Source organism: Dyella subtropica (genome assembly GCF_026283965.1).
GTDB classification, from domain to species: domain Bacteria; phylum Pseudomonadota; class Gammaproteobacteria; order Xanthomonadales; family Rhodanobacteraceae; genus Dyella_D; species Dyella_D subtropica.
Genome location: NZ_JAPDPD010000005.1, coordinates 190,911 through 202,944 on the forward strand (window position 1 = coordinate 190,911; position 12,034 = coordinate 202,944).

The window sequence follows — 12,034 nt, forward strand, 5'->3', positions numbered from 1 at the left end:
AGCAAGCCTAGAGTAAGTCGCCCGTGCATTGCAGCGCGACGATGGTCGTAGCTGGCACGCCCATGTCTATCGCCATGCTTGACCCTTACGTAACGTAAGGCCCCAGTGTTCCGCCACGCACCGAAGGAGAACCCCATGCAGTTGACCGTTGGCGAGCTTGCACGGCGTAGCGGACTGACCGTCCGCACGCTGCACCACTACGACGCCATCGGCCTGCTGAAGCCCTCGGTGCGCTCCGCTGCCGGTTATCGACTCTACGATCGGGCAAACATCGAGCGCCTGCATCGTATCCAGGCCCTGCGCCAGCTGGGTCTGTCGCTAGCCGACATCGGAGACGCCCTGTCCGGGCCAGAGCTGCCGCTGGCCGAGCTGATCGACCGCCAGCTCGCGCAGATCGATCGCGAATTGGCACGCGCAGAACGGTTGCGCGGCAAGCTCATTCAGTTGCGTACGCAACTGGCCGCCGGACAGCCCCCTGATCTGGCCGAATGGCTAGACACCTTGGAGCTGATGACGATGTACGAGAACTACTTTTCCACCGAGGAAATCAAGCAACTTCCGCTGCTTCACGACGTGACCCTCCGCGCCGAATGGAGCGCCATGGTCAGCGCCATACAGGCTGCGATGGATCGTGGCGCTTCACCGGACGCGCCCGAGGCGCAGATCCTCGCAGTGCGCTGGATGCGCACGCTCTATCGGGACACCGGCGGCAACCCGGATTTCCTCGTACGCCTCAATCAGATGCATGACAACGAACCGGGCTCCTGGGATGCCCTGGGCGTCAGCGCCGCCATGCGGCGGTTCGTCGAGCAGGCCTTCGTGGAAGGGCGACTGGTGATCTACCAGCGCTACCTGAAGCCGGAAGAGTTCGCCTTCATGCGCGAGCACTACGGCGCAACATTCAACGAATGGCCGCCACTGTTGGTCGCTTTGCGCAAGGCGATGACCAACGGCTTGCCGCCACACGAACCCGAAGCCCGCGCACTCGGCGAGCGCTGGATAACGCTATTTCGCAGGTACGCCGGCGACGATCCGGGTACCCATGAACGCATTCGCGAAGCCCATGCGAAAGAACCGGACCTCACCGAGAGCTCGTGGGCCGACGAGGCGCTGATCGGTTATGTAAGGAGCATCCTCTCCACGCTGCAGGCCCCGCCGCGCACCCATTAATGCGGCCACACGCGACAAGGGCGGCACAGGGCCGCCCTTGTCGTGGCAACGATGGCCGTTCGTTTACTTCTTGGCGAACAGATGCTCGACGCCGGCGCGCTCTTCGCGCAGTTCCTTGTCGGTGGCGTCCATGCGGGCACGCGAGAAGTCGTTGATCGCCAAGCCCTGCACGATCTCGTACTTGCCGTTCTTCACCGTCACCGGGTAGCCGTAGATCACGCCCGGGGCGATGCCATAGGAGCCGTCGGACGGGATGCCCATCGAAGCCCAGTCACCTTCCGCCGTGCCCAGCGCCCAGGTGCGCATGTGATCGACAGCAGCCGATGCGGCGGACGCGGCCGACGAAGCACCGCGCGCCTTGATGATCGCCGCGCCGCGCTGCTGCACGGTGGGGATGAAGTCGCTCTCGTACCAGCTCTGGTCGACCAGCGACAGCGCCGCCTGGCCGTTGACGGTGGCGTGGTGCAGGTCCGGATACTGAGTGGAGCTGTGGTTGCCCCAGATCGTCATCTTCTTGATATCGGTGTTGTGCTTGCTGGTCTTCTCGGCCAGCTGCGACAGCGCGCGGTTGTGGTCCAGGCGGACCATCGCGGTGAAGCAGTTCGGATCGAGATCCGGGGCGTTCTGCTGGGCGATCAGCGCATTGGTGTTGGCCGGGTTGCCGACCACCAGCACCTTGACATCACGCTTGGCGTGATCGTTCAGCGCCTTGCCCTGCGGGCCGAAGATGGCGCCGTTGGCTTCCAGCAGATCCTTGCGCTCCATGCCCGGGCCGCGCGGACGCGCACCGACCAGCAGCGCGTAGTCGACGTCCTTGAAGGCGACGTTGAGGTCGTCGGTAGCGACAACGCCAGCAAGCGTCGGGAACGCGCAATCGTTGAGCTCCATCACCACGCCCTGCAGCGCGGGCAGCGCCGGGGTGATCTCGAGCAGGTGCAGGATCACCGGCTGGTCCTTGCCGAGCATGTCGCCTGCGGCAATGCGGAACAGCAAGGCATAACCGATCTGGCCGGCTGCGCCGGTAACGGCAACGCGAACGGGGGCTTTCATCACTTCCACTCCTTCAGAGACAAGGTGGGACTGGCCCACCGAATGTTGTTGGGTGGGCTGCAAACCCACCTCGCATTGGATCAGGTCAGTTCGGCAAAAAATGCCTGGATGCGCTTCAGGCCCGGCGCCAACTGTGCCGTCGGACAGGTGTAGGAAATGCGCATGGCGCGGGGCTCACCGAACGCCGAACCCGGCACGCAGGCCACGCCGGTGGCTTCCAGCAGAGCCGCGCAGAATTCCACGTCGTTGCCAATCTTCACGCCGTTATGGCTCTTGCCAAAGGCAACGGAGATATCCGGGAACGCATAGAACGCACCTTGCGGACGCGGGCACACCACGCCAGGAATCTCGCTGAGCGCGGCCACCACGATGTCACGCTTGCCGGCGAACTCGGCGCACTTGGCCTGCGGCACATCCTGCGGGCCGCCGAACGCTGCCACGGCAGCCGCGGTGATCACTTCCGGCACGCTGGTGATGTGGTTGGAATTGAGCGTGGTGATGGCCTTGGCCACCGACTCTGGGCCGGCGATCAGGCCGACGCGCCAACCCGGCATACCATAGGTCTTGGATACGGAGTCGACGAAGATCAGACGATCACGCAACTCGGGGCGGGCGAACACAAAGTTGTGATAACCGATGCCGTCGAACACCATCGAGTTGTAGATGTCGTCGGTGACGATCCAGGTCTCCGGATACTTCACCAGCACGTCGGCCAGCGCGGCGATTTCTTCGCGCGTATAGACCATGCCCGTTGGATTCGACGGATTGTTGAAAAGGAACACCTTGGGCTTGCGTTGCAACGCGGCGTCGAGCTGCGCGGGCGTGAGCTTGTAGTGCTGCTCCGGCCCGCAATGCATCACGTTGGCCTTCGCGCCAACGATGTCCGCGATGTCGTGGTACGTGGTCCAGTACGGCGCGGCGAAGCAGATCTCGTCGCCTTCGTTGAGCAGCGCTTCGGCCAGGTTGTACAGCACCTGCTTGGCGCCGATGCCGATCGAGAGATTCATGCGCCCGTAACCACTGAAACCGAGCGCCTCGATGTGCTTGAGAAACGCATCCAGCAACGGCTCCGCACCGCGGTTGCTGCCGTACTGCCCGGTGTCATGGGAGAGCGCTTCGCGTGCCGCGGCGTAGACATGCTCGCCGGGAAGGAAGTTGGGTACGCCAATCGAGAAGCTGATGATGTCGCGACCGGCAGCCTTGAGCTGCTTGGCCTTTTCGGCGATGACCATGATCGCGCTGGGTTTGGCGCGGCCGACACGCTGGGCGAGCTGGGGCATGACTTCCTCTGAGGTAGGGGACGGAGGCAGCAAACCCGGAAATTTTAGCATGCGGCTCTGCGGCATTCGGCATGGCCGCAAAACCTTGCGCAAGGATGGACCGAGTGCATTCCTCCCGCCAGCCATGCATGATGCGGTCGCTCTGGATCGATCGGGACTGGCAAACGGCACAGATGTGGGTCGGCTCTACCTTCTTCGCTGGTGTAAGCATGGCAACTCGCAACTACGTCAACACGGTTGGCGATCCCGAGATGCGAGACAAACTCCTCGACCCTACGGAGCTTGGCAAGCAGGCATTCCAACAAGCCGCTTACTCGTCCGTACTGCCCATGATGATCGATAACAGGAACAGAAACTTAGCATGAAGTGCATCATTCTCTCCGCACTACTCGTTTCCGTCCTTCCAGGACTGCACGCCGCCGAGTCGTTCCAGAAGCAGCGTGAAGATCAATTCAAGCTATGCGCTTCTGATGCGCGTCTCTTCTTTGTCGCAGCTAACGCGAAGGCCGCTGGGCGTACCAGGGAGCAGATCACGGCAGAGATCAAAGCAAAGGTTGCAGCCGAGCTTGAAGAGCACGGCATCAAGGCAAGCGACCCGGAAAAGAAGGAGTGGGCAGTCGGGCTGGTAGTGTCCACCGTTTTCGCCCAACAGAACGCTGGCAAGTCCCCAACGGTGATCGCACTCGATACCCTCCAGGGCTGCCTCGGCAACGACTGAGGGCCTGAAATGTTCACCGCAGATCTCCGTTGGGGTATCTGACGGTCGAGGAAGCGCGCGTTACCCCCGTGCGGGTGCCCGCGTGTGCACGTATGCGCGCTCGATTGCTTACTGCTGCTAGCTCAGCTCGCTCCCTTCGCTCGCAGCTTCAAAATTGCCTTCAGCACAAACCAAATGATGGTTACCGCGAGCACTGAGTTCAGGAATAACGCCAGGAATGCCCAGCTTGGTATTCCACCACCTGGGCTTTGCCACATCCACGTCACCAAATTGAGCGGGAATCCCAGTATGTTCGCGAACGTTCCTGCACTCGTGGGTACGCAATGAGGATGTATGCCGCAATTCAGTTGCGCGCTCACGACCGCAAGGCCGAGAAAGATATGCACTGCGGTCCCGATCAGAATGAATGGCAGAGCCTTGATCCGATTCATCGTGACGACGACCCTAGCGGTGGCGTCCCAAACATTTGAGGATTCCAATTCTGGTTGACGTAGGGGTTCTCGGGGATGTACTGGCCTTGGTTGAATTCCACGGTCATGTTTATGGGAATGGTAGGCAGCAACCAATCGCCGCCTCCTTGTACATTCACCCCTCCGGCCCGCAAGGTGTGCTTAACGAAGTCACCGCAATTATTCTCGTAGCCATCAAACGGATCATTGAGATGCCTTAGGGCATAAGCGTTCATAAGCAAATCTTGCCCCGGTGTGGTCCTCACGCCTCGTTGAAGGAGGTAGACACTACCCCACTGCTGCTCGAACTGATCCAGAGTGGCGTAATCGCGGTAGGTCGTCATCTGATTGTCAAGGTCGTCTAGACCATCTCTTGAGTAGTAGTGCCAACCCGCTGTGTCGTTGCCTATGAGCTGGGCAGCGTGCCCCGCGTTTCCACTAGTCAAGCCGAGAATATTGAGCGGCACCGTATTTGGGTTGACCAGGAGAATCGCGTCGGTTCCCGTCGGGTCAATATACCTGAGTGGATTGTTGTTGACCGCAGCGTACGTGTTGATACCACCCGCCATCCCGATGGGGTCGGACTGAATGAACCGCCCGGTGTTTGGGTCGTAGTAGCGACTCATGTTGTAGATCAGGCCCGTCTCCGGGTCGTAGTACGAGCCAACTGAGCGCACGTTGAGGGTGTAACCGTTGGAGAGAACAGGCTTGTCTCCCCAGGAGTTGGCCTGGAATGGGTTCTGCCATATGAGATTGCCGGAGCTGTCGCTCACTGCACGCGGATTACCCATGTGGTCCGTCGTCACGTAGCTAACCTTTGACGGGGCAGCTACAACTGCGGGCGTGTCTACGGTGGAGACAAGCATGTCGTCCAAGTAGATGTAGTCACGGCTTCCGGTCGGGCTGATTTCGCTAATCAAGTGACCGCGTTCGTCGTAGCCGAAGCGCGTGATCACACCATCAACGGTCTTGGAGATGCGCTCGCCTTTCGCGTTATACACATACGTCGCGGTGGACGCGAGGGTGCCCTGTGCAGCAACTTGGTTCGTGCTAAGCAACCCGAACGCGATGACAGACAGACCAAGCGCACCGAGCGCTTTACCGGCGATATCCATGTCCGACCCCTATGGCTCCATGAGGATTCAATAGTCACCCACGAGATTGTGATGAATATGTGAAAAGCGTCACCGAACGCAAGGAACCCGTCATTTCTTGCGGAGGGGCCGAGCACTCGCCCGTGCACACCAAACGCACCACAGCCGCCCACGAGGCGGCTTTTTCATGCCTGCAATACAACCAAAGGAGCTACACCAATGGCACGTCACGCAGTCAACAGAACCGCAACGAGCACGTACACAACTCAGTACGGGCATGAGGGCCGCCGCTGGTGCGAGTCGATCAAGGCCACAGCGCTTACGACGCGGAGCTGCACGCTCGCAATGAGGCCCGTCAACGCGGCTTGCGCGTGATCTCCACGCTTCCTCTGAACCCGGAGCATGCATGACCGGACGAACGCTCGCCATCTTCATCTCCGTGGGGGGCTTTTGCGCCCTCCTCGGTTTCTTCACAGCACTCACGGCATCGCGCGAAGCCGCTGCACTCGGCGCAGTAACGCTGCTGATTCTGCTGGTGTCATTTTTTGTCAGTGGCTTCTCCGCAGGCTCCTACAAGGAGTCGGAGCGATGTAGTCACAAACGCGAGTGGAACCTCGATTCACCTGTGGCGCCGTGAATCGCTCAAAACGCTGCGCTCCGTCCGCACCGTACCGGCCACACCGGAATGCGTGGACGCCCTGGAGAAGTGCGGCACATCAAGGGTGGACCATTTGCCGAATTGAACGGCCAGCGAGCCCTGCACGCGTGGCGATTGGTTCACAAGGAGGTCGGTATCCACGACCCGGACTGCGTGGTCCACTGCCTGCGACACACATGCGCTGCGCGCCTCCTGGAGGCCACAGGAGATCTCAAGCTCGTCCAGGAATGGCTGAGCCACGGCTCAATCGTGGTGACCGCACCCACCTATGCACACGTCATGACGCATCGCCTCGTCGGCGCCGCCGAAGCGCTCAGTAGGCTTCGCGGCGCTCACTTCCCTGTCGTAGAGGATTCAGTGACAGAAACGAATTCCAACGGGAAACATGAAAGTTCACCAGAGACCACAATCGACTGATTTTCAGATGGAATTTCCAAAGGGGAGCCGATAGAGTCTGTCCGCCACACTCATAGAGGAATAGCGGATATGCATTGGCTCTGGGTATTTATTATCGGTCTGGTTGTGGGTCTGATTGCCAAGGCCATCATGCCGGGCAAGGATCCGGGTGGCTTCATCATTACTGCTGCCCTCGGCATCGTCGGCTCCATCCTGTCCACCTACGTCGGCGAGAAGCTCGGTCTCTGGGGTGCGACTGGCCTGGTGCATTTCCTCGGGTCGATCGGCGGCGCCGCGGTGCTGCTGGCGATCTACCACTTCGTGTCCAAGCGCAACGCCGCTTCCTGACGATGCGCAGGGTCGGCGGAGCCTTGCGCTCCGCCGACCGTTGATTCAAGGCAACGGGCTCAGGGCGTCTTGCCAAACAGCTTGCCGGCCAGCGAGGCCAGCGAACCCAGATCAAGACCGCCAGCGCCGCCCTGCGGCACCTCACCGTTCGGTGTCAGATGGTCCACGGCGTGCGGCAACACCTGCGCCAGCGCGTCGGTCAACTGCCCCTGGTCCATACCCAGTTTGCTGGCCGCTTCCTGCAACACCGAACCCAGGCCGCCGCTCTGCAATGCTTGACCGAGCTGGTCGCCGGAAACCGCCTGATTGGCGCCGCTACCCACCCAGGACTGCGCAGCCGCGCCCAGCCCGCCCTGGTGCAGCATGTTGGTGAGCCCCTCTATGCCGCCGGCCTTCTGGATCAGGTCGCCGGCCACCGAAATCAGCGAACCGCCACCTGCCTGACCGCCCTGCTGGCCGGCGAGCCCGCCCAGCAGGCCGCCGAGATCTCCGAGTAACGACATGTGTGCTCTCCTTGGTTTGTGGGTACTGCGTAGTGGACAACCGCTATACGAACGCGCCATCCAAGCCGCCGATTCTAGGCCGGACGGGAACCTTCGCAGGTTACAGGGCCGTGAACGAAAAAAGCCGCCGCCCTTTGGGGCGACGGCTTTTTGGTTGACTGCGCAGCGATGTTTTCAGCCGCGTTGGTCGAGCACCGCATTCCATTCCTTGACGCGATCGGCCTGAGCGTCCAGCAGCGCGTCCACATCGCCCTCGACGATGACTTTCTCGATCACGTCGTCCTGGCGGATGGCGTCAACCACGGCCTGATCTTCCGCGCCCAGCACTTCGCCGAACACGCTGTGCTTGCCGTCCAGCCACGGCGTGGCGCCATGGGTGATGAAGAACTGGCTGCCATTGGTGCGCGGACCGGCGTTGGCCATCGACAGCACGCCCGGCTTGTCATGGCGCAGCGACGCGTTGAATTCGTCTTCGAACTTGTAGCCCGGACCGCCGCGGCCACTGCCTTCCGGGCAACCGCCCTGGATCATGAAATCGGGGATCACGCGATGGAACGACAAACCATCGTAGTAGCCGCGGCGCGCCAGATTCACGAAGCTGGCGACCGTCACCGGCGTCTTGTCGTCGTGCAGGCGCAGGTGGATCGGACCGCGGTTGGTGTTGAGGGTGACGTTGATGGTCATCGGACATCCTTCGGCTATCGGAACGGTGCAGCGCCCTGGAGGCGATGCGCAGGGGGCGGAAAGGATACTCCAGCTGGCCGCCCCTCGCCCGCTCCTACGGCAAATCCAGCGCCTTGCGTTCCAACATACCCGCCCCCCGCGGCTGCGCCGCCGGTGTGGGCCATGCGTCCGACCAGGGCGCATCTTGGTAGAGGTGGGCCCACAACCGGTCCAGCGCCACGTAGCCATAAGGCAGCAGCGGCACGTGCCGCTCGCCGAACCCCGGCAACGCCAGAAAGGCGTCGAAGTGCTGGGCGTATGGCACCTTCCAGTAAAGCGGCTGGCGGCCCTGCTGGCGCAGCCAGGCCACATAGGGTTCCGAGCTGAAGGCCGTGGGCAGCAGGCCGTCGTCCGCGCCGTGCAACACCCACAGCGGCAAGTCGCGGCGCGGTACCTTTACCGACGTCGCCTTCACACTGGCATGCAACTCGGCGGCTGAGGCATCGGCGCCTTCCCACAGCGCACGCAGGCAGCGTGTACCGGAAAGCGTGGGATCGGTTGAGACATCCATACCGCCATACAACCCGATGCCATTGCCCGGGGGAATACCGGAAGCATCGGACCACCATCCGGCACGCGTGGCCGGATCGGCCAAGGCCGGAACGCCACCCGTTCCCATCGCGGCGTAGCGGAAACCGCACGGCATGTGCTGCGCGCCGCGACGGAGATAGGCCGAGGCATAACCGGCGCTGATCGCGCGCCACAAATCGAACGTCGTGGAGGTCGCGGCCACCGCCATTGCAGCATCGCTCCACCCTTGCGCACGCAGATGCTCGTACGCCTGCGCAGCCTGCACACTGACAGTGTCGCCGCTGAGCATGCCCAGCGCATGCAGACTGCCGCAGCGCAATGGCCACGCTGGCGGCGGCAACCCGTTCGCGCCACGCGCCAACGGCGCATGGGCGAAACGCGCTTCCGTAAGCGCGCAGGGCAGCCATAACGCCGCTTCGGTAGCGTAGTCGTAGAGCGCCCGCCCCTGCCCTTCGACATGCACGTTAGGCTCCAGCGCTACCACCCCCGCCAGCATGCCGTCGTCATCCAACCCAGCCGCCTGCAACACGGCACCGCCACCATTGGACAAACCCGTAGCGATGATGCGCGTGTTCTGCGGCGTAAACGGCGCCTGCTGCGGAAAAGCGCGATCGAGCATCGCCAACCCGAAGCGCGCCGCCTGCAACACATGACGCCCCCAATCCGCCTCCGGGTTGTCGCCGGAATGCACATGTTTGATCGCGATACCCGCATCCGGCGAAGCGGGCGCCGGCTCAAACTCCAACGCCTGCTCGCCACGTTTCGCACGGCGCCCGTCCAGTGCCACACCACTGTCGTCCGCGTAGTCGAAATAACCCGCACCCGTGCCCTTGTCGGTGTAAGCCACCGCGCAACCACGCGGCAGCCCCCACGCACCGGCCAACGCGATCGCGCCATAGATACCGCGCGAACCCGACGACGCCGTGACCACCAGACAACGATGCGCCTGATCGAACTGATCCGGGATCTGCGCCAACACCCGATGCGGCGCATGCGCGCCCGGGATGCGCGCGAAAGCCTGATATTCGCGCCCCGGCACGTGAGGCACGCCGCCATAAACGTGCCCGTAGCCACCGAGCGGCCCAAGATCCGCGATACCTTTCCAGCTCGTCTGGATAGCGCGCCGACGCAGCTCCGCCGACGTTGGCTGCAAGGGATCGACGAACGGTGCGAGCGGCCCCGCGAGCCCCGGCAAGCCCAACCCCGCACTGAGCAGATCATCAGCGCCACGATGCTCCGTAACGCGCACCTCTCCCTGCACGACATCGACAACCTGCATAGCGTGCTCCGACCGGGTGGAATGCATACCGCAAGCAGCCAGCAGCGGCACCAACAACAACGTCCATCGATGCAGAGGCATGTTCATCCCTACACGATAACAACTACTCACCAACGCGCCATCGTACGAAGGTCCAGCACCGAATGTCGATTGAAGACGCTTCCGCACTTGCTCTTGATGCTGCCCTTGATCTTCGCCCCCCCTGTGCAGCAGCGCGTAACTCCGGCCTAGAATGGATTCGTCACTACGAGCGCTTCTGGGCCCAGGGTCTCGACACCCTTGAAGCCCTGCTGCAAGCCGAAGATCGCGCGGCAGCCAAACCACGAAAACCTCGCACCAAGCGATAGGCCGATGATCCACGCTCATCCCATCGAAGGAGTCACCCCATGAACGACTATGGCGTTGTCACCGCTCCCGGCACCATGCGCTTCGAACGCTTGCTGCCCGGCCCCATCGAGCGGGTGTGGAGCTACCTCATCGATTCGGACAAACGCAGACAATGGCTTGCGGCGGGCACCATGGAGCTGCGTGTCGGCGGCCAGGTCGAGCATGTGTTCCGCCATTGGGAATTGACCGGAAACGATTCGCCGCCGCCCGCCAAATACGCAAAGCATGCCGATACCGAAAGCCGCATGCATGGCCACATCATCGCCAGCGAGCCGCCCCATCTGTTGGCCTACACCTGGGGTGAAACCGAAGACGATGGCCAGCCGGCCGCCGATTCCGAAGTGCGTTTCGAATTGACGCCACAGGGCGACAACGTGCTGTTCGTGTTGACACATTCACGCCTGCCCAACCATGACTACATGATCGGCGTCGCCAGCGGATGGCACACCCACCTCAGCGTGCTGTCCGATCTCCTGAGTGGCCACCGGCCCACCGGATTCTGGAACACCTTCGCGCGCATGGAAGCGGCCTATCTCGAGCGCATTCCCGCCGATAGCGCGACACCACAATAGACCCAGGGAAAGGACATCAAGTTGCTTCAGCATGGGAGCACCTTGATCTATGGAGGCGGCGGCGCGACCACCGGCGCCACCGCCAGCCTCAGATGTGGGTCACTGGTGAATTGGCGCGCTCGACGCCGACGCGTATGCCCGCTAACGTCAGCGGCATGACCCGCCTGCTGATCGCCGACGACCATCCGCTGTTTCGCACCGCACTACGCCAGGCAATCGGCGAAAGCCTGGGCGATGGCGTCGTCCACGAAGCTGCCGACATGCCAGGCGTGCTCGCGGCTCTGGCGTCGGATGCCGATATCGACCTGGTGCTGCTCGATCTGAACATGCCCGGCAGCCACGGCCTTTCCGGCCTCGCCGCGCTGCGTGGGCAATATCCCAGTGTGGCGGTGCTCGTCGTGTCGGCGCATGACGAGGCACGCACCGTGCGGCGCGTGCTCGACCACGGCGCCGCCGGCTTCATCGCCAAGAGCGCGAGTCCGGTCGAGATCGGCGAAGCGGTTCGCACCGTGCTCGACTGCGGCAACTGGTTACCGCCATCGCTGGCGAAAGCCGTGGCCGCCCTGCCCGCCGACCCGGCGGACGCCGACCTCGCCGCGCGTCTCGCCCGACTGACCGAGCAGCAGTACCGCGTACTGACCCTGCTCGGCGAAGGCCTGCTCAACAAACAGATCGCCGACCGTCTGTCGATCCAGGAACGCACAGTGAAGGCACATGTCACGGCGATCTTCGAGAAGCTGGGCGTGCGCAACCGCACGCAAGCCAGCTTGCTGCTGCGCTCCCTCGCACTGGCAGAACCTGCTTTGTAGGAGCGCACCCTGTGCGCGAACCATGCGCAACGCGACGCCCGGTCGCGCACAGGGTGCGCTCCTACCA

General features: G+C 62.5%; 13 protein-coding genes. 7 read left to right on the forward strand and 6 right to left on the reverse strand.

The features are described 5' to 3' along the window. The first annotated feature begins 135 nt into the window (after nt 1-135). Complete coding sequence (locus OUZ45_RS06185; protein ID WP_266169064.1) at nt 136-1,170, forward strand: MerR family transcriptional regulator; 1,035 nt, start codon at nt 136-138, stop codon at nt 1,168-1,170. Between the two features lie 63 nt (nt 1,171-1,233). Here the strand turns inward: OUZ45_RS06185 and OUZ45_RS06190 are convergent, their stop codons facing one another. Together OUZ45_RS06190 and OUZ45_RS06195 are read right to left on the reverse strand one after the other, a co-directional pair. After that, nucleotides 1,234-2,220: a malate dehydrogenase gene (locus OUZ45_RS06190; protein ID WP_266169065.1), complete on the reverse strand. Its 987-nt coding sequence runs from the start codon at nt 2,218-2,220 to the stop codon at nt 1,234-1,236. Nucleotides 2,221-2,300: 80 nt separating this feature from the next. Next, on the reverse strand, nt 2,301-3,500 hold the full coding sequence (locus OUZ45_RS06195; RefSeq protein WP_266169066.1) for a pyridoxal phosphate-dependent aminotransferase: 1,200 nt from the start codon (nt 3,498-3,500) through the stop codon (nt 2,301-2,303). A 361-nt stretch (nt 3,501-3,861) separates the two neighbouring features. Between OUZ45_RS06195 and OUZ45_RS06200 the strand changes: the two genes are divergently transcribed. Continuing rightward, nucleotides 3,862-4,218 carry a hypothetical protein gene (locus OUZ45_RS06200; RefSeq protein WP_266169067.1) on the forward strand — a complete coding sequence of 119 codons (357 nt, stop codon included), beginning with the start codon at nt 3,862-3,864 and terminating at the stop codon, nt 4,216-4,218. A 427-nt stretch (nt 4,219-4,645) separates the two neighbouring features. On the opposite strand, the gene OUZ45_RS06205 is transcribed toward OUZ45_RS06200, so the two are convergent. Further along, entirely contained in the window at nt 4,646-5,782 is a 1,137-nt protein-coding gene (locus OUZ45_RS06205) for an RHS repeat-associated core domain-containing protein (protein ID WP_323137525.1), read from the reverse strand. 385 nt (nt 5,783-6,167) lie between these two features. Here OUZ45_RS06205 and OUZ45_RS06215 point away from each other — a divergent pair, with 385 nt between their 5' ends. The 3 genes from OUZ45_RS06215 (at nt 6,168) to OUZ45_RS06220 (ending at nt 7,163) form a co-directional block, all read left to right on the forward strand. Beyond that, nucleotides 6,168-6,398: a hypothetical protein gene (locus tag OUZ45_RS06215; RefSeq protein WP_266169068.1), complete on the forward strand. Its 231-nt coding sequence runs from the start codon at nt 6,168-6,170 to the stop codon at nt 6,396-6,398. A 48-nt stretch (nt 6,399-6,446) separates the two neighbouring features. Further along, entirely contained in the window at nt 6,447-6,836 is a 390-nt protein-coding gene (locus tag OUZ45_RS20825; protein ID WP_425601671.1) for a tyrosine-type recombinase/integrase, read from the forward strand. 69 nt (nt 6,837-6,905) lie between these two features. Continuing rightward, nucleotides 6,906-7,163, forward strand: coding sequence for a GlsB/YeaQ/YmgE family stress response membrane protein (locus OUZ45_RS06220; protein ID WP_266169069.1), 258 nt, complete (start codon nt 6,906-6,908; stop codon nt 7,161-7,163). Nucleotides 7,164-7,222: 59 nt separating this feature from the next. On the opposite strand, the gene OUZ45_RS06225 is transcribed toward OUZ45_RS06220, so the two are convergent. The 3 genes from OUZ45_RS06225 to OUZ45_RS06235 form a co-directional block, all read right to left on the reverse strand. Further along, nucleotides 7,223-7,666, reverse strand: coding sequence for a YidB family protein (locus OUZ45_RS06225; RefSeq protein ID WP_266169070.1), 444 nt, complete (start codon nt 7,664-7,666; stop codon nt 7,223-7,225). 174 nt (nt 7,667-7,840) lie between these two features. Beyond that, nucleotides 7,841-8,350, reverse strand: a complete 510-nt coding sequence (locus OUZ45_RS06230; RefSeq protein WP_266169071.1) for a peptidylprolyl isomerase — start codon at nt 8,348-8,350, stop codon at nt 7,841-7,843. Nucleotides 8,351-8,444: 94 nt separating this feature from the next. After that, the gene (locus tag OUZ45_RS06235; protein ID WP_266169072.1) at nt 8,445-10,280 is read right to left on the reverse strand and encodes a 3-hydroxybutyrate oligomer hydrolase family protein; all 1,836 of its coding nucleotides are present in this window, start codon (nt 10,278-10,280) and stop codon (nt 8,445-8,447) included. A 305-nt stretch (nt 10,281-10,585) separates the two neighbouring features. Between OUZ45_RS06235 and OUZ45_RS06240 the strand changes: the two genes are divergently transcribed. Together OUZ45_RS06240 and OUZ45_RS06245 are read left to right on the forward strand one after the other, a co-directional pair. Continuing rightward, nucleotides 10,586-11,158 carry an SRPBCC family protein gene (locus OUZ45_RS06240; RefSeq protein ID WP_266169073.1) on the forward strand — a complete coding sequence of 191 codons (573 nt, stop codon included), beginning with the start codon at nt 10,586-10,588 and terminating at the stop codon, nt 11,156-11,158. 155 nt (nt 11,159-11,313) lie between these two features. After that, on the forward strand, nt 11,314-11,967 hold the full coding sequence (locus tag OUZ45_RS06245) for a response regulator transcription factor (RefSeq protein WP_266169097.1): 654 nt from the start codon (nt 11,314-11,316) through the stop codon (nt 11,965-11,967). Nucleotides 11,968-12,034 lie beyond the last annotated feature (67 nt).

Excerpts from the sequence above, each read along its gene's own strand:
- OUZ45_RS06185 (WP_266169064.1), top strand. The coding sequence starts at position 136 with ATGCAGTTGACCGTTGGCGAGCTTGCACGGCGTAGCGGACTGACCGTC.
- OUZ45_RS06190 (WP_266169065.1), bottom strand. The coding sequence starts at position 2,220 with ATGAAAGCCCCCGTTCGCGTTGCCGTTACCGGCGCAGCCGGCCAGATC.
- OUZ45_RS06195 (WP_266169066.1), bottom strand. The coding sequence starts at position 3,500 with ATGCCCCAGCTCGCCCAGCGTGTCGGCCGCGCCAAACCCAGCGCGATC.
- OUZ45_RS06200 (WP_266169067.1), top strand. The coding sequence starts at position 3,862 with ATGAAGTGCATCATTCTCTCCGCACTACTCGTTTCCGTCCTTCCAGGA.
- OUZ45_RS06205 (WP_323137525.1), bottom strand. The coding sequence starts at position 5,782 with ATGGATATCGCCGGTAAAGCGCTCGGTGCGCTTGGTCTGTCTGTCATC.
- OUZ45_RS06215 (WP_266169068.1), top strand. The coding sequence starts at position 6,168 with ATGACCGGACGAACGCTCGCCATCTTCATCTCCGTGGGGGGCTTTTGC.
- OUZ45_RS20825 (WP_425601671.1), top strand. The coding sequence starts at position 6,447 with ATGCGTGGACGCCCTGGAGAAGTGCGGCACATCAAGGGTGGACCATTT.
- OUZ45_RS06220 (WP_266169069.1), top strand. The coding sequence starts at position 6,906 with ATGCATTGGCTCTGGGTATTTATTATCGGTCTGGTTGTGGGTCTGATT.
- OUZ45_RS06225 (WP_266169070.1), bottom strand. The coding sequence starts at position 7,666 with ATGTCGTTACTCGGAGATCTCGGCGGCCTGCTGGGCGGGCTCGCCGGC.
- OUZ45_RS06230 (WP_266169071.1), bottom strand. The coding sequence starts at position 8,350 with ATGACCATCAACGTCACCCTCAACACCAACCGCGGTCCGATCCACCTG.
- OUZ45_RS06235 (WP_266169072.1), bottom strand. The coding sequence starts at position 10,280 with ATGCCTCTGCATCGATGGACGTTGTTGTTGGTGCCGCTGCTGGCTGCT.
- OUZ45_RS06240 (WP_266169073.1), top strand. The coding sequence starts at position 10,586 with ATGAACGACTATGGCGTTGTCACCGCTCCCGGCACCATGCGCTTCGAA.
- OUZ45_RS06245 (WP_266169097.1), top strand. The coding sequence starts at position 11,314 with ATGACCCGCCTGCTGATCGCCGACGACCATCCGCTGTTTCGCACCGCA.